The sequence below is a fragment of the Pseudomonas sp. D5(2026) genome (assembly GCF_057766845.1).
The window spans coordinates 4,071,406-4,087,251 of record NZ_CM173421.1 but is presented as its reverse complement, the minus strand read 5'-3'; the positions used below and the strand labels follow the sequence as shown (position 1 = coordinate 4,087,251).

At 63.3% G+C, this 15,846-nt stretch carries 17 protein-coding genes; 8 read left to right on the top strand and 9 right to left on the bottom strand.

The genetic code is table 11. The annotated features are described in order from the left end of the window. Positions 1 to 64: 64 nt before the first annotated feature. A complete protein-coding gene (locus AC3B5Q_RS18905) occupies positions 65 to 1,252 on the bottom strand; it encodes an MFS transporter (protein WP_084852258.1) in 1,188 nt (395 codons plus the stop codon). Positions 1,253 to 1,358: 106 nt separating this feature from the next. On the opposite strand from AC3B5Q_RS18905, the gene AC3B5Q_RS18900 reads away from it, so the two are divergent. Then, the gene (locus tag AC3B5Q_RS18900) at positions 1,359 to 2,243 is read left to right on the top strand and encodes a LysR family transcriptional regulator (protein ID WP_021783103.1); all 885 of its coding nucleotides are present in this window, start codon (positions 1,359 to 1,361) and stop codon (positions 2,241 to 2,243) included. A gap of 39 nt (positions 2,244 to 2,282) precedes the next feature. Here the strand turns inward: AC3B5Q_RS18900 and AC3B5Q_RS18895 are convergent, their stop codons facing one another. Then, positions 2,283 to 3,032 (bottom strand): 3-oxoacyl-ACP reductase family protein, encoded by a 750-nt coding sequence (locus AC3B5Q_RS18895; RefSeq protein ID WP_021783104.1) that lies wholly within the window; start codon positions 3,030 to 3,032, stop codon positions 2,283 to 2,285. Between the two features lie 119 nt (positions 3,033 to 3,151). Between AC3B5Q_RS18895 and AC3B5Q_RS18890 the strand changes: the two genes are divergently transcribed. Then, complete coding sequence (locus tag AC3B5Q_RS18890; protein ID WP_488392705.1) at positions 3,152 to 4,090, top strand: LysR family transcriptional regulator; 939 nt, start codon at positions 3,152 to 3,154, stop codon at positions 4,088 to 4,090. A gap of 114 nt (positions 4,091 to 4,204) precedes the next feature. On the opposite strand, the gene AC3B5Q_RS18885 is transcribed toward AC3B5Q_RS18890, so the two are convergent. Beyond that, positions 4,205 to 4,675, bottom strand: a complete 471-nt coding sequence (locus AC3B5Q_RS18885) for a GreA/GreB family elongation factor (protein WP_021783106.1) — start codon at positions 4,673 to 4,675, stop codon at positions 4,205 to 4,207. Positions 4,676 to 4,677: 2 nt separating this feature from the next. Then, on the bottom strand, positions 4,678 to 5,076 hold the full coding sequence (locus AC3B5Q_RS18880; RefSeq protein WP_021783107.1) for a hypothetical protein: 399 nt from the start codon (positions 5,074 to 5,076) through the stop codon (positions 4,678 to 4,680). A gap of 129 nt (positions 5,077 to 5,205) precedes the next feature. On the opposite strand from AC3B5Q_RS18880, the gene earP reads away from it, so the two are divergent. Then, positions 5,206 to 6,339 carry an elongation factor P maturation arginine rhamnosyltransferase EarP gene (gene earP / locus AC3B5Q_RS18875; protein ID WP_021783108.1) on the top strand — a complete coding sequence of 378 codons (1,134 nt, stop codon included), beginning with the start codon at positions 5,206 to 5,208 and terminating at the stop codon, positions 6,337 to 6,339. A gap of 48 nt (positions 6,340 to 6,387) precedes the next feature. Beyond that, positions 6,388 to 6,957: an elongation factor P gene (efp, locus tag AC3B5Q_RS18870; RefSeq protein WP_003252871.1), complete on the top strand. Its 570-nt coding sequence runs from the start codon at positions 6,388 to 6,390 to the stop codon at positions 6,955 to 6,957. 224 nt (positions 6,958 to 7,181) lie between these two features. Here the strand turns inward: efp and AC3B5Q_RS18865 are convergent, their stop codons facing one another. The 3 genes from AC3B5Q_RS18865 to AC3B5Q_RS18855 all read right to left on the bottom strand — a co-directional run bounded on the left by AC3B5Q_RS18865 (position 7,182) and on the right by AC3B5Q_RS18855 (position 9,218). Next, a complete protein-coding gene (locus AC3B5Q_RS18865; RefSeq protein ID WP_021783109.1) occupies positions 7,182 to 7,610 on the bottom strand; it encodes an organic hydroperoxide resistance protein in 429 nt (142 codons plus the stop codon). Positions 7,611 to 7,750: 140 nt separating this feature from the next. Next, entirely contained in the window at positions 7,751 to 8,206 is a 456-nt protein-coding gene (locus AC3B5Q_RS18860; protein ID WP_010952890.1) for a MarR family winged helix-turn-helix transcriptional regulator, read from the bottom strand. A gap of 58 nt (positions 8,207 to 8,264) precedes the next feature. Beyond that, complete coding sequence (locus AC3B5Q_RS18855) at positions 8,265 to 9,218, bottom strand: LysR family transcriptional regulator (RefSeq protein ID WP_021783110.1); 954 nt, start codon at positions 9,216 to 9,218, stop codon at positions 8,265 to 8,267. Positions 9,219 to 9,331: 113 nt separating this feature from the next. Here AC3B5Q_RS18855 and AC3B5Q_RS18850 point away from each other — a divergent pair, with 113 nt between their 5' ends. Further along, positions 9,332 to 10,081 (top strand): sulfite exporter TauE/SafE family protein, encoded by a 750-nt coding sequence (locus AC3B5Q_RS18850; protein WP_033730015.1) that lies wholly within the window; start codon positions 9,332 to 9,334, stop codon positions 10,079 to 10,081. A 28-nt stretch (positions 10,082 to 10,109) separates the two neighbouring features. On the opposite strand, the gene AC3B5Q_RS18845 is transcribed toward AC3B5Q_RS18850, so the two are convergent. Beyond that, a complete protein-coding gene (locus tag AC3B5Q_RS18845; protein WP_031322250.1) occupies positions 10,110 to 10,961 on the bottom strand; it encodes a LysR substrate-binding domain-containing protein in 852 nt (283 codons plus the stop codon). Between the two features lie 96 nt (positions 10,962 to 11,057). Between AC3B5Q_RS18845 and AC3B5Q_RS18840 the strand changes: the two genes are divergently transcribed. Then, the gene (locus AC3B5Q_RS18840; protein WP_021783113.1) at positions 11,058 to 11,276 is read left to right on the top strand and encodes a DUF1127 domain-containing protein; all 219 of its coding nucleotides are present in this window, start codon (positions 11,058 to 11,060) and stop codon (positions 11,274 to 11,276) included. Between the two features lie 303 nt (positions 11,277 to 11,579). Here AC3B5Q_RS18840 and AC3B5Q_RS18835 read toward each other — a convergent pair whose 3' ends face one another. Further along, complete coding sequence (locus tag AC3B5Q_RS18835; protein ID WP_021783114.1) at positions 11,580 to 12,926, bottom strand: class II 3-deoxy-7-phosphoheptulonate synthase; 1,347 nt, start codon at positions 12,924 to 12,926, stop codon at positions 11,580 to 11,582. A gap of 116 nt (positions 12,927 to 13,042) precedes the next feature. Between AC3B5Q_RS18835 and AC3B5Q_RS18830 the strand changes: the two genes are divergently transcribed. Next, entirely contained in the window at positions 13,043 to 13,798 is a 756-nt protein-coding gene (locus tag AC3B5Q_RS18830; protein ID WP_021783115.1) for a spermidine synthase, read from the top strand. Between the two features lie 351 nt (positions 13,799 to 14,149). Beyond that, entirely contained in the window at positions 14,150 to 15,829 is a 1,680-nt protein-coding gene (locus AC3B5Q_RS18825) for a DEAD/DEAH box helicase (RefSeq protein ID WP_003247096.1), read from the top strand. Positions 15,830 to 15,846: the final 17 nt, after the last annotated feature.

Sequence of the window (15,846 nt, the reverse complement as noted above, 5' to 3'; positions counted from 1 at the left end):
AACCTCAGGGCCGTGATACGCCTGTGGGAGCGGGCGCGCCCGCGAAGAATCCAGTGGTCATTTATCAGGCCACCTGCAAGGTGTTCTTGCGCTTACGCTCGGCCAGGCCCCACACCAGCAATCCCAGCCCGCCAATCACCAGCCCAGCCACCACAATCCCCATCCAGCCCTGGCGCTGGAACAGCTGTGTGCCCAGCAACGACCCAAGCGCCCCGCCAATGAAATAGCAGGTGATATAACCGGCATTCAGCCGCGTACGTGCCTCCGGCCGCAGGGCGATCACCGCGTTCTGGTTGCTCACATGCACCAGCTGTACCGCCAGGTCGAGCATCAGCACGCCCAGCAGCAAGGCGAGCAGCGACTGTTCGGCAAACCCCAGCGGCACCCACGACAGCAGCAACACCACCAGGCCCACGGTGGTACCCAGCGACCCCTTGCCACGGTCCGCCAGGCGTCCGGCCCAGTTGGCCGACAACGCACCCGCCGCACCGGCCAGGCCGAACAGGCCGATCACCGCATCCGAATAGTGATAGGGGCCTTTCGCCAGCAGAAACGCCAGGGGTGTCCAGAACAGGGCGAACAGGCTGAATGCCAACAGACCGAGCAGCGAGCGCAGGCGCAGCACGGGTTCTTCGATGAACAGGCGGAACACGGAGCCGATCAGTGCAGGGTATTTCAGCCCGGCGTGGCTGTGGTGCTGCGGCAGGCTGCGGTATAGCGCCAGCGCGGTAAGTGCCATCAGCACGGCGGCCAGCACGTAGATACTGCGCCAGCCACCCAGCTCGGCCATGAAGCCGGCAGCAGTACGCGCCAGCAGGATGCCCAGCAGCAGGCCGCTCATCAGCGTGCCGATCGCGCGCCCGCGCTGATGCGGCTCGCTCAGGGTCGCTGCCATCGGCACGAGGATCTGTGCCACCACCGAGAACAGCCCGGTCAGCGCCGTGCCGAGCAGCAGCCAGGGCAGGCTGGGTGCACAGGCGCTGATGACCAGGCCCAGGGTGGAGACAACGGTCATCACGGTAATCAGCCGGCGCTGCTCGAACAGGTCGCCCAGCGGTGCCAGCAGCAACAGGCCGGCGCCATAGCTGAGCTGCGCGGCAATCACGATGCTGCCGGCACTGGCGGTGCTCAAGCCAAATTGCTGGGCGATGCTGTGCAGCAGCGGTTGGGCGTAGTAGTTGCTGGCCACGGCCAGGCCTGTGGCGGTGGCCATCAGCAGGATCAGGGCGCGGCTGAGAGTGGGGGTGTGCATGCAATTCTCGTGGGGGCAGTCGTGTGTGGTGATGATTATCAGCAAGTGTCTGGCATGACACCAATGTATAGTTTTCAACCTATTCATCTTGAAAGCAGATAGATCGATGAACCTCAAGCAGCTCGAATATGCCCTTGCCGTGGCCGACACCGGCAGTTTTACCCGTGCGGCGGAGCGCTGCCATGTGGTGCAGTCGGCCCTTAGCCATCAGGTGGCGCGGCTGGAGGCGCAGCTGGGGGTGAGCCTGTTCGAGCGTAGTTCGCGACGGGTGCGCCTGACACCTGCGGGGGAAGCTTTTGTGCTCAGTGCACGGCCAGCGGTGGAGGCGGCCCGGCGCATTGCCGATGACGTGGCGGCGGCCTGCGGCCAGGTGCGCGGGCGGCTGGCGATTGGTGAAATCAGCTCGCTCACCGCGCTGGACCTGGTCGACCTGTTGGCGGTATTCCATGGTCGTTATCCGGATGTGGATGTGCGCTGGCTCACGGCCAAGAGCGAATTGCTGATCGCTGACGTACTCGAGCGGCGCCTGGACGTGGGCTTTATCGGGCTGTGGCAGGGCGAGGTGGTGCAGGGGGTGCAGCATCGGTTGCTGGCCAGGGAAGAACTGGTGGCTGTGTTGCCATTGGCGCACCGCCTGGCGGGCAGGGCACAGCTGGCGCTGGCTGACCTGGCAGGCGAAGTGTTGGTGGATTTCCCCGAAGGCACTGGGGCGCGACGACAGACCGACGAGGCGTTTCAGGCGGTGGGGTTGCAGCGTCGGGTGCAGTTCGAGATAGGGCATGTTCGTCTGGTGGAGAAATTCGTGCAGCGGGGCATGGCCGTTGGCCTGGTGCCTGAGCGGGTAGCTCAGGGCATCGAAGGGGTGGCAGTGGCGCGGTTGGTGGATGCGCCGGTGCGGCACTTGTATGCGGTGTGGTCGTCCAGCCCCACACCGGCTGCCCGGGCTTTTCTGGACGTGATGGAACAGTGCCTGGGGGCAAAGAAAGGCTAAGCCTGTGCCGGCGCTGTCGCGGCACAGGCAACCTTTCAATCAGGCTGCAAACCCACCGTCCACCGTCAGGCTGGCCCCGGTGATATACCCGGCTTCAGGCCCTGCCAGGTAAGCCACGAAGCTGGCAATCTCCTCCGGTTCGCCATACCGCCCAATGGCCATTAGCGGAATCAGGCTCTCGGCGAACTCGCCACTGGCCGGGTTCATGTCGGTATCCACCGGCCCGGGCTGCACGTTGTTCACGGTAATGCCCTGCGGCCCAAGGTCGCGTGCCATGCCGCGGGTCAGGCCAACCAGTGCCGACTTGCTCATGGCGTACGGTGCACCGCCGGCAAACGGCATGCGCTCGGCGTTGGTGCTGCCAATGTTGATGATACGACCCCCCTGGCCCATGTAGCGTGCCGCGGCCTGGCTGGCGACGAATACGCTGCGTACGTTTACGGCCAGCATGTGATCGAAGTCGGCCAGGTCGAACTCGGTCACCGGGGCCACTGCCAACACACCGGCGTTGTTGACCAGGATATCCAGCCGGCCGAAGGCCTTCACGGTGTCATCCACCGCCAGTTGCACAGCTGCCGCATCAGCGCTGTCAGCCCGCAGGGCCAAGGCTTTGCCGCCGTTCTCGGTAATTTCCCGAGCCAGTTCTTCAGCCGGGCCGGCAGAGCTGACATAGGTGAAGGCCACTTGCGCGCCTTCGCGGGCCAGGCGCCGCACGATGGCTGCGCCAATGCCTCGGGAGCCGCCCTGAACCAGGGCTACCTTGCCTTCGAGTGTAAGTTGCTTGGACATGCTGTTCTCCTGCTGGAAGCCAGGCCGAAATGCCTTGGATGGGGCACAGTATCGGCGCTCGATTACCTACTGATAAGATGGCAATCACTATCAGCAGAGTAAACCTTTGGTTGTTAATCATGGCCATGGAATCGTTCAGCGCGTTGGAATGCTTTATCCGCAGTGCCGAGGTTGGCAGTTTTGCCGAAGCCGCCAGGCGCCTGAGCCTTACCCCGGCTGCTGTGGGCAAGCACGTTGCGCAGCTGGAAGCGCGCCTGGGTGTGCGGTTGTTCCAGCGTAGTACCCGCAAGCTGACCTTGACCGAAGCGGGGCAGCGTTTTCTCGGCGAGGTCAGTGACAGCTTTCGCACCATTCAGTACGCCGTGGCCAACCTGGCCAGTGCCGAAGGCCAGCCAGCCGGGTCGTTACGGGTGAGCATGGGCACGGTGTTCGGGCGTTTGTATGTGCTGCCGTTGCTGGGGGAGTTCTTGCGCCGCTACCCGGCGATTACCCCGGATTGGCATTTCGACAACCGCCAGGTCGACCTGATCGGCCAGGGCTTCGATGCTGCGATTGGCGGTGGCTTCGAACTGCCGCCGGGGGTGGTGGCGCGCAAGCTGACCCCGGCGCACCGGGTGTTGGTGGCGGCGCCGGTCTATCTGCAGCGGCACGCGCCGATAGACGACCCGCAGGTGCTGCAACGCCATGACGGCATCCTGGTCCGGTCACCGCAGACCGGGCGGGTGCGCTCGTGGCCGCTGACCAGCCGTTGGCAGGTGCAGCAGCCGCTGCAATTGCGCCAGGCGATGACCATGAGCGATTCGGACGCGGCATGCGCGGTGGCCGAGCAGGGGCTGGGCATTGCCCTGGTGAGCCTGCCGTTTGCCGTGCCCTACCTGCTGGCCGGGCGGCTGCTGCGGGTGTTGCCGGACTGGTATGTGGACGATGGGCATATCAGCCTGTATTTCGCCGAGCACAAGCTGTTGCCGGGCAAGACCCGGGCGTTCGTCGATTTTGTGGTGGAGCAGTTTGCCGAGCAGGGGCTGGCGGGGCGGTTCGATGCCTTGCAGGCCCTTTAGAGAATTATTGCCTGTGCCGGCCCTTTCGCAGGCCCGCCCGCTCCCACAGGGATATCACAGCCCTGAAGACAGTGGGCCCCTTGTGGGAGCGGGCGGGCCCGCGAAGAGGCCGGTTCAGACAACATCGACAATGAACGATACCTGCGCCCCCAGGCTCACCTCGTCATCCACCCGCTTGCCCAGCAACAGCTGCCCCAGCGGCGAACGCGGAGTAATCACCGTCACCAGCCCGTCCCCCTCGCCAATCTTCAGCCCCGCTGCCTCAGGCCCCAGAAACAGCCGACGGTGCCCGCCCTCTTCATCTTCCAGGGTCACCAGGTTGCTTACCTGCACACCGCGCGCCGTGTCGTAGTCACGCAGCAGCAACTGCTGGTAGATCACCAGCGCCTGGCGGATCTCGGCACTGCGGCGGGCCTGGCCGGTGGCCAGGTACGAGGCCTCCAGGCCCAGCGTGTCATACTTGTTCTCGGCAATGTTCTCTTCGGCGGTGGCGGCCTCGTAGGCGGTTTGCGCCGCGCGGGTCAGCACGTCCAGGTCATGCTCGAGGGTGGCGACAATCAGCGCCAGCAGGTGGGGCTTGTCCATGGTCAGTAACAGAACTCCAGCACGTTGGCCTGGCTTTTTTCGGTGGGCGCGGTACGGTTTTGCTGTAGCCAGAACTGGCACTTGGGGCTGTTGAGGTTGCGCGGATTGCCCTGTGCGGCATCGGCGGCCTGTTGCAGCTCCTGTTTGTGCAGGATGTCCTTGTAGCGTTCGAACATCTCGGCCTGGCCATCCTGGGCAGTGGTCGGCGCGGGTGTTGCAGCGGGTCGGTAGGCGTGGGGGGCCACAACCTGGGCCAGAGGTTGCACCTGCTGTGGCCACAACTGCTGGGCCAGCCACAGGCTCACGGCAATGGCCATGGCGCCCAGCCATAGGCCCAAGGCTACGCACATGATCAACGGCAACGGCTTGAGGGTGATCTTCAGTTCACGGTGGCGCGGCATGTCAGCCTCCTGGCAGCGTGGTAGGGGGGCATTGTCGCATGCGCTTGGGCATTTTTCTGCGCAGGTGCTTTTGTCAGCGCCAATTTATGCGCAGAATTCGCGGTTTTTGCACCAGCACGGGAGGGGCGCATGAAAGCCACCTGGGACATCTTCTGCAGCGTCGTCGACAACTACGGCGATATCGGCGTGACCTGGCGCCTGGCCCGGCAGTTGGTGGCCGAGCACGGCCTGGCGGTGCGCCTGTGGGTGGATGACCTCAACGCTTTCACGCCTATGTGCCCTGGCGCCGATGCCACGGCGGCGCAACAGTGGCAGCACGGTGTGGATGTGCGTCACTGGCCGGCAGCGTGGTTGCCGGTGGCCCCCGCCGATGTGGTGATCGGCGCGTTCGCCTGCCAGTTGCCGGCGGCGTATGTCGAGGCCATGCGTGCCCGTCCGCAGCCGCCGCTCTGGCTCAACCTCGAGTACCTGAGTGCCGAGGACTGGGTAGAGGGTTGCCATGGGTTGCCTTCGCCGCAGCCCAACGGTTTGCGCAAGGTTTTTTTCTTCCCGGGCTTTACCGACAAAACGGGCGGTTTGCTGCGCGAGGGTTCGCTGCTGGCCCGGCGTGATGCGTTCCAGCAGTCGGCGGATGCGCGCCGTGCCTTCTTGCTGGGGCTTGGTGTAGACCCTGTGCCGGGTGCGCTGCTGATCTCGCTGTTCGCCTATGAAAACCCACAGCTGGGCAACTGGCTTGATGCCTTGGCCACGGCTGACCAGGCCTGCCACCTGTTGGTCCCGCAGGGGCGCATCGTCGCGGGGCTCAGCCAGTGGCTGGGCGAGGGGCCGCTGCACGTGGGTGATGTGCGCACGCGTGGGGCGCTGACCGTTCAGGTGCTGCCATTCGTCAGCCAGGACGACTTCGACCGGCTGTTATGGAGCTGCGATTTCAATGCCGTGCGTGGCGAAGACTCGTTCGTGCGTGCGCAGTGGGCGGGGCAGCCGATGCTGTGGCACATCTATGTGCAGGACGAGAATGCCCATTGGGAAAAACTCGAAGCGTTCCTCGCGCATTATCGCTGCGGCCTGTCAGACGAAGCCGATGCAGCCCTGCTGGGCCTGTGGCGTGCCTGGAACATGGATTTCGACATGGGCCAGGCCTGGCGGGCGGCCCGCCAGCATTGGCCGGAACTGCAGCAGCATGCCCGCCGTTGGGGGGCGCGACAGGCCGCTCAGCCGGACCTTGCCGAAGCGCTAGTACACTTTTACCGAAATTCGCTATGATACGCGGCCTCGATTTTTATAAATCCATCCAGATTCGGATACTTCGTAATGAAAACTGGTAAAGAACTGAAACCCGGTACCGTACTGCGGATCGACAACGACCCGTGGCTGGTTCAAAAAGCTGAGTTCACCAAGTCGGGCCGTAACAGCGCGATCATGAAGACCAAGCTGAAGAACCTGCTGACCGGCTACAAGACCGAAACCGTATACGGTGCGGACGACAAGCTGGACGACGTGATCCTGGATCGCAAAGAAGCGACCCTGTCGTTCATCAATGGTGACGAGTACACCTTCATGGACACCACCGACTACACCATGTACGAGCTGAACGCCGAAGACATCGAAGCCGTTCTGCCGTACATCGAAGAAGGCATGGAAGACGTCTGCGAAGCCGTGTTCTTCGAAGGCCGTCTGGTGTCGGTTGAACTGCCGACCACCATCAGCCGTAAAGTTGTCTACACCGAGAACGCTGCTCGCGGTGACACCTCCGGCAAAGTCATGAAGCCTGCCAAGCTGGCGAACGGTACCGAGATCTCGGTTGCCGACTTCATCCAGATCGACGAGTGGATCGACATCGACACTCGCGACAACAGCTTCAAAGGCCGTTCCAAGAAGTAATGCTTCTTGCGAGACGCAAAAAACCCGGCGCAAGCCGGGTTTTTTTATGCCTGTGTGCTCGTGCTTTTGTGGGGGCAACTGTCGTGCTCAATTTCTAAAAGCTGGCGCAGATCCGTGTGGGAGCGGGCTTGCCCGCGAACACGGGCGAAGCCTGTGCCATCCACCGCGGTGTTTTCTTCACGGGTAAACCCGCTCCTACAGGGCATTGCGCAAGCCTTTGCGCCTTAGACGGTTACGTGCAGGCGCACATCCACATTACCGCGGGTGGCATTGGAGTACGGGCACACCTGATGCGCCTTTTCCACCAGCCCTTCGGCATCGGCCTGGGCCAGGCCCGGCAGGTTGATGTGCAGGTCGATGTCCAGGCCGAAACCGCCCGGGATCTGGCCGATGCCCACCTTGGCGGTGATCGAGGTATCTGCCGGCAGGGCTTTCTTCTCTTGCCCGGCCACGAATTTCAAGGCGCCGATGAAGCAGGCCGAGTAACCGGCGGCGAACATCTGCTCGGGGTTGGTGCCGTCACCGCCCGCGCCGCCCAGTTCCTTGGGGGTGCTCAGGCTGACGACGAGCTTGCCGTCGCTGGAGCGGGATTTGCCGTCGCGCCCACCGGTGGAGGTAGCTTCTGCGATGTACAGCGGAGTGACCTTTTGCATCTTGAGCCTCGCTAATGTGCTGTGCACTCCCGTTTGCAGGAGGGCGGGGGTTGGTGTGGGATTTAAATTAGCGCGCAATTAGTTAGCGCGCAAGATAAATCATCGCCGTTCATCGGAACGGCCATTTCACAGCATAGCGCTCAGAGGTTTTTCTGCAGGTTTTCGCGCAGGTTCAGCAGGTCGGCTTGCAGTTGCTGCAGCTGCTCCAGGCTGCGCCCGCTGGCCTTGAGAATGCACGGCGGCACCTCTTTGGCCTGCTGTTGCAGGGCGCGGCCCTTGTCGGTCAGTTGCACCATCACTACCCGTTCATCTTCGCGGCTGCGGTTGCGCTGCAACAGGCCTTCGCTTTCCAGGCGTTTGAGCAGCGGGGTCAGCGAGCCTGGGTCGGTCAGCAGGTGCTGGCTGATTTCGCCCACGGTCAGTCCGTCACGCTCCCAGAGCACCAGCATGGCAAGGTATTGCGGGTAGGTCAGGCCCAGCGCCTGCAGCAGCGGCTTGTAGACCTTGGTCATCAGCAACGAGGTGGAGTGCAGGGCAAAACAGACCTGGTTGTCCAGCAGCAGCTCGTCACAGGAGGCTTGGGTGTCGGCGTTCATGCAGGTCCTTGAAAGTGATCAATGGAAAATTCTGGCACGCTGATCATCAGTGCGCGAGTTAATCGCGCAGTTCACTGCGCAAGGCCAGGTCCCAGGGTGGTATCGGGCTGAATCGGCTCTTGAGGAATTCGAGCAGCAAACGGCTGCGAGAGTTCGTTTCATGTGCCAGGCGTAACGCGTAAATGCCACTGGTCTCGGCTTCAGGCAAACCGCCGTCGCAGAACAACGGGATAAGCTCGCCGCGTAGCAGGTATTCACTGCTCAGCCAGGTGGGCAGGTGGGCTATCCCCAGGCCGGCGAGGGCGCCGAACAGCAGGGTTTCGGCATTGTTGGCGGCCATGCGCATGCGCGCGGGGCGGTACAGGCGGGTTTGCCCGGCCACACTGAAGCGCCAGGCGAACGGCGGCGCCAGGCCATCCCAGTCCAGCCCGTCATGCCCGGGCAGTTCGCTGGGGCAGGTGGGGATGCCGCGGCTGGCCAGGTAGGCGGGGCTGGCGCAGGCGATGCGCACCATGTAGGCGAGCGGCGTGGCGACCAGACGGGTGTCGGCCAAAGGGCCGGCGCGCAACACCAGGTCGACCTCGCCCAGGTGGCTGCCATGCAGGTCGACGAAGCTGTCGATCAACCGCAGTTGCACGTCCAGGCCCGGGTAGGCCACCAGGAAGTCGGCAATGGCCGGGGCCAGGTGGCGGCGGCCAAACGCGGCAGGTGCGTCGATGCGGATCAGGCCTTCCGGGGCATTGCTCAGTGACACCGCTTCGGCCCGGGCCAGGCGCAACTCCTCGATGATGCGCCTGGCCCGCTCGGCAAAGGCGTTGCCTGCAGGCGTGGCCCGCACCGCGTGGGTGCTGCGGGTGAACAGGCGGCTGCCGACGGCGCTTTCCAGGTTGTCGATGCGCCGTGCTACCGCAGACGGGGTCAGCGGGTGGCGACGGGCGGCGGCAGAAAAGCTGCCGGTTTCCAGCACATCAAGGAACAGGCTCAATTGGTCGGTCAGGGTATCGGGGCTCATGGCTGCCTTGCTTTTGCGAAAAACGCACAGCCATTGTGCGCTGCTGTGCGTTTCCCCGCCAGCGCACACTCGTTAGCATGCTCGCTTTATTGGTACAGGCGGACGAGGCCCTGATGATCGAGTGGTTGTTGTATATCGTGTTGGGCGCTGCCCTGGGCACCATGGGGGGCTTGTTTGGCATTGGTGGCGGGCTGATCGCGATTCCGGCGTTGGGTGTGCTGTTTGGCCTGGACCAGCAGTTGGCGCAGGGGACCGCGTTGGTGATGGTGGTGCCGAACGTGCTGCTGGCGTTGTGGCGTTATCACCAGCGCAACCGTATTGCGTTGCGCCATGCGTTGCCGCTGTCGGTATGCAGCTTCTTGTTCGCCTGGCTGGGGTCGATCTGGGCGGTGGGGCTTGATGCGCACTCCATGCGCCTGGGTTTTGTCGGCTTTTTGGTAGCCTTGGCAGTGTGGAACGTGGTGCGGATGTTCATGAAGGTGTCGTCGCCGAGTGCCGAGCTGCGTCATGCCTGGCCGTGGCTGGGTGTGCTGGGCAGCTTTGCCGGCACCATGGGCGGCTTGTTCGGCGTGGGTGGGGCCGTGGTGGCCACGCCGATCCTGACCAGTGTGTTTGGCGCTACTCAGGTGGTGGCGCAGGGGTTGTCACTGGCGCTGGCGGCGCCGAGTACCTTGGTCACGCTGGTGACCTATGGCGTGCACCATAGCGTTGACTGGGGGGTTGGGATTCCCTTGGCGGTGGGTGGCTTGCTCAGCATCAGCTGGGGCGTGAAGCTGGCCCACGCGTTGCCGGAGAAGGTACTGCGGGCGATGTTCTGTGTGTTCCTGGTGGTCTGTGCGGTGATGCTGGGGTTTGAGCTTTGAGATTGTGGGGCCGTTTTTCGGCCCCCGATCACTTGAAACCCTCAACGATGTAGTCGGCCATGCAGTCGGTGATTGGCGAGGGGGATTGCGTACTGCGCACCAGCATCACATTGGCCATCGGCAACTGCGGTAGCCCTTCGCTTTCACCCAGTATGCGGATGTTGCCCCCGATCAGGCTCTGCAGCTGCGCGGTCACTGCCAGCCCGGCGGTGACGATGGCAAAGATCGCTGCCAGGCTCGGGCTGGTGTAGGCAATACGGTAATCGATGCCCTGTGCCTCCAGCGCATTGCAGGTCCAGGCGCGACAGAAGCAGTCGGTGTTGAACAGCGCCACCGGCATCGGCCGCTGTTCGTGCGGGCAAAAGCCTTCTGCCGCGGCCCACACCAGGCGTTCCTGGCGCAGCAACTGGCCAATCTCGTTGCCGGGCTCGCGGGTGACGATGGTCAGGTCCAGATCCTGGCGCAGCATCAAGTGCTTGGACGAATCGCAATGCACTTCCACCTGCACCAGCGGGTAGGCCTGGGCAAAGCTCGACAGGATGGTCGGCAGGAAGCGCATGGCGTAGTCGTCCGGTGTGCCGATGCGCACCAGGCCAACCATGTGCGGCATGCGCAGGGTGTTGAACACTTCGCCATGCAACTTGAGAATGCGTCGGGCATACCCCAGCAGGACCTGACCTTCGGCGGTCAGCCGCACCTGACGGCCATCACGTTCGAAGAGCTGGCGCTGCAGAACGTCTTCTTCCAGGCGTTTCATCTGCATACTGACTGCTGACTGGGTGCGGTTGACCACTTCGCCTGCGCGGGTAAAGCCGCCTTGCTCGGCAATGGCTACGAAGGTGCGCAGGACGTCCGCGTCGAGGCTTTGGTACTGGGACATTGCATCAATCTCCGAGATGCATCGCATCAGAAACATTCGTTGGATTGATCTTATGCCTGGCGTGAGACTGAGGCCATCAACACGGAGGGCTTCACGATGAAAGGTCATGTCAGCAGCATCCAGCAACCAGCCTTTTCCCTGAGCTACCTGTGGCACGCGGCTCTGCAGCGCCCGGCGCGTTGGCTGGAGCTGTACCGTCAGCGTCAGGAGTTGGCCAGTCTCAGTGATGCAACCTTGCACGATCTGGGGTTGAGTCGGGCGGATATCCATCAAGAGGCCGAGCGGCATTTCTGGGATGATCCACTGAGGAAGTGAGTTGGGTCCAAGCGCCTGGCTTCAGCTTTTCAGCGTCCGGGAGATCGAGCGCCGCCCGCGCGGCGCATCGCGAGCAAAGCTCGCTCCTACATTTGTTTCGGGCCAATTTTTCCTGTGGCATTTGTGCGCGAACGCCTTGGCGCATGGCGCGACATCACGTCGAACTAACAAGGCGGTCGCGCGCGCCTGTCACAGGCGTAACTGGCCCGAAACAAATGTAGGAGCGAGCTTTGCTCGCGATGCGCCGCGCGGGCGGCGCTCGATCTCCCAGGCGCTACAAAACTCAAGGCATGCGCCCCAGCCTCACCGCCGCACCTGCTTGAGGGTTTCGGCAATCAGGAACGCCAACTCCAGCGACTGATCGGCATTCATCCGCGGATCACAATGGGTGTGATACCGGTCCGACAACGCATCCTCGGTGATCGGCCGGGCACCGCCAATGCATTCGGTGACGTTCTGCCCGGTCATCTCGATATGGATACCGCCAGCATGGCTGCCCTCGGCCTGATGTACCTGGAAGAACTGCTTAACCTCATCCAGAATCTGCGCAAAATCGCGGGTCTTGTAACCGCTGCTGGCCTTGATGGTGTTGCCGTGCATCGGGTCGGAGCTCCACAACACCTTGCGCCCCTCGCGCTCGACAGTGCGGATCAGCCCCGGCAAGTGGTCGCCAACCTTGCTCGCGCCCATGCGCACGATCAGGTTCAGACGCCCCGGGTCGTTGGACGGATTGAGCGTGTCGATCAGGCGGATCAGCTCTTCGGGGTTCATGCTCGGGCCAACCTTGACCCCGATGGGGTTGTGCACGCCACGCAGGAACTCGACATGGGCGCCATCGAGCTGGCGGGTGCGGTCGCCGATCCACAGCATGTGCGCCGAGCAGTCGTAGTAGTCGCCGGTCAGGCTGTCCTGGCGCACGAAGGCTTCTTCATAGTTCAACAGCAGCGCCTCGTGGGCCGTGAAGAAGCTGGTTTCGCGCAGTTGCGGCGCACTGTCCAGGCCACAGGCACGCATGAACGCCAGGGTTTCATCGATGCGATTGGCCAACTGGTGGTACTTGTCGGCCAGCGCCGAGTTGGCGATGAAGTCCAGGTTCCACTTGTGCACCTGGTGCAGGTCGGCAAACCCGCCCTGGGCGAACGCGCGCAGCAGGTTGAGGCTGGCGGTGGCCTGGTGGTAGGCCTGCAGCAGGCGCTCCGGGTCCGGAATACGGCTTTTGGCGTCGAAACTGATGCCGTTGACGATGTCGCCGCGGTAGGCGGGGAGGGTGACGTCGCCGATGGTTTCATCGCCAGATGAGCGCGGTTTGGCGAACTGCCCGGCCATACGCCCCACTTTCACCACCGGGCAGCCGGCGGCAAAGGTCATGACAATCGCCATTTGCAGCAACACCTTGAAGGTGTCGCGGATTTTTGCAGCCGAGAACTCGGCGAAGCTCTCGGCGCAATCGCCGCCCTGAAGCAGGAAGGCACGGCCTTCAGTGACTTCGGCAAACTGCCGGCGCAGCTCGCGCGCCTCACCCGCGAACACCAGCGGCGGGTAGCTGGCCAGGGTCTGTTCAACCTTCAGCAGGTGCGCGGCATCGGGGTAGGTCGGTTGCTGCTGGATCGGCAGGGCGCGCCAGCTGTCGGGGCTCCACGGTTGGTTCATCTTGGGCTCGGTCTTGTCGGTTGTAGGCTATGGGCCATGGTAACAGTTGGCGCTGCGCTTGTTGCATCAAGGGTGTTGGCGGACAATGCGCGTTTTTGCGCAGGCGGGTGGTGGACATGACGGCGGAACGGCAAGAGCGGCTGCTGGCACGGGTGGAAGATGCGTTTGGCGTCATCAGCGTGTACGAAGTAGACGACTACCGCTTTCTGGAATTCGGCGATGCGATCGAGCAAAGCTGCGTGTTCACCGCCGACCCCAGCTGGCTGGAGTACGACTACACCCGCGCCATGCTGGTGGGGGCGCTGTGCCACGAACTGCCTGAGAGTGCACTGTTTCTGGGCCTGGGCGCCGGCACGCTGACCCAGGCCTGCATGAAGTTCCTGCCGCTGGAAGACATCGAGGCCATCGAGCTGCGCCCGGATGTGCCGCGCCTGGCCATGGATTACCTGGGCCTGGACGACGACCCGCGGCTGTATGTGCGCATCGGCGATGCCCTGGAGCTATTGCCCACGGCAGAGAAGGCCGACCTGCTGTTCGTTGACTTGTACACCGATCATGGCCCTGGGGTCGGGCACCTGGCGTGGAACTTTCTGGAGAACTGCCAGCAACACCTGAACCCAGGCGGCTGGTTGGTGATCAACCAGTGGGCCACCGATGATGGCAGGCCGCTGGGCGCGGCGTTGTTGCGCGGGTTGTACCATCGGCATTACTGGGAGCTGCCTGTGAAGGAGGGCAATGTGATTCTGCTGGTGCCGGCAGACCTTGAGCAGTCGCTGGACCTGGACGGTTTGAGAGCCCGGGCCGAGGCGCTGGCGCCGCGTTTGGGGTACAGCCTCGATGGGCTGATCCGCGAGATTCGGCCGGCTACCTGAATGGCTGACGCGCGCCGACACCGAGCAAGTAAGGCTTCAGGGGATTATCGATTCAGCCTGTCGTGCGCGATGGCCCGATACTGGCCCTGCCCCCATGAAAATTTTCCTCACGTACGCGACTATTTCAGGTATAGTACGCGCCGGTCTTTTAGCGGACCTCAAAATCAGGTGGTGCAAATCCTCCGAGTCCAGCTTCGGCTGCGCGTCCGCTAGGCGGACCTTCCCAAGTTTTCTTTTTCAATCGTTTTCGCAAATCCCCGCCGCCAAAGCTGCCTGGGTGACCTTACGGTCTTTCAAGGCATGTGCAGCTTTGGAGCATGGGTCTTTGCGGATGCACCTAGAGGCAGACCCATGACCCAGGAAACCGGCGGCTTCGCCGCTCTCGATCTTAATCCGAACATTGTTGCTGCCGTTGTGGCTACCGGCTACGAAGAGCCGTCCGCCATTCAGCAACAATCGATCCCGATCATCCTCGCCGGTCACGACATGATCGGCCAGGCGCAGACTGGCACCGGCAAAACCGCTGCCTTCGCCCTGCCGATCCTGAACAAGATCGATGTGAGCAAGCGCGAACCGCAAGCCCTGATCCTGGCGCCAACCCGTGAGTTGGCGCTGCAAGTTGCTACCGCTTTCGAAACCTACGCCAAGCAGATGCCGGGCGTGAACGTTGTCGCCGTCTACGGTGGTGCCCCGATGGGCCCACAGCTGCGTGCGATCCGCAACGGCGCGCAAATCGTCGTGGCCACCCCGGGCCGTCTGTGCGACCACCTGCGTCGTGACGAAAAAGTCTTGTCGACCGTACAGTACCTGGTACTGGACGAAGCCGACGAGATGCTGAAGCTGGGCTTCATGGACGACCTCGAAGTGATCTTCGACGCAATCCCGGCTACCCGTCAGACCGTACTGTTCTCCGCAACCCTGCCGTCGTCGATCCGTTCGATCGCCGAGCGCCACCTGCGCGAACCCAAGCACGTCAAGATCCAGACCAAGACCCAGACCGTTACCGCGATCGAGCAGGCCCACCTGATGGTCCACGCGGACCAGAAGATCCCGGCTGTGCTGCGTCTGCTGGAAGTGGAAGAGTTCGACGCGCTGATCGCCTTCGTGCGTACCAAGCAAGCCACCCTGGACCTGGCCGCCGCGCTGGAAGCCAAGGGCTACAAGGCTGCTGCGCTGAACGGCGACATCGCCCAGAACCAGCGTGAGCGCGTGATCGACTCGCTCAAGGATGGCCGCCTGGACATCGTCGTCGCCACCGACGTCGCTGCCCGTGGCCTGGACGTACCGCGCATCACTCACGTATTCAACGTTGACATGCCGTACGACCCGGAGTCCTACGTACACCGAATCGGCCGTACTGGCCGTGCCGGTCGCGATGGCCGTGCACTGTTGCTGGTTACCCCGCGTGAGCGCCGCATGCTGCAGGTGATCGAGCGTGTTACCGGGCAGAAGGTTGCCGAAGCGCGCCTGCCGAATGCCCAGGCCGTGCTGGATGCCCGCATCAAGAAGCTGACCTCGAGCCTGGCGCCGCTGGTAGCCGAAGCAGAAGCCACCCACGGCGAACTGTTCGACCGCCTGACCACCGACCTGGGTTGCAGCGCGCGTGCCTTGGCTTCGGCCCTGCTGCGCAAGGCCACCAATGGCCAGGCGCTGGACCTGGCGGCGGTAGAGCGCGAGCAGCCGCTGGTGCCGAGCTTCGCCCCGCGTGGTGAGCGTACCGAGCGCGGTGAGCGTGGCGAGCGCCCTGACCGTGGTGATCGTGAGCGCCGTGCGCCGCTGCCGTTGGCCGAAGGCCGCGTGCGTTGCCGTACCGCCCTGGGTGCCCGTGATGGCATCGCTGCCAAGAACCTGCTGGGGGCGATCCTCAACGAAGGTGGCCTGGCGCGTGACGCTATCGGCCGCATCCAGGTGCGCGACAGCTTCAGCCTGGTCGAGCTGCCGGAAGACGGCCTCGAGAAGCTGCTGTCCAAGCTCAAGGACACCCGCGTGGCTGGCAAGCAGCTGAAGCTGCGTCGCTACCGCGAGGATTGATCCTGGCGTAACGAAAA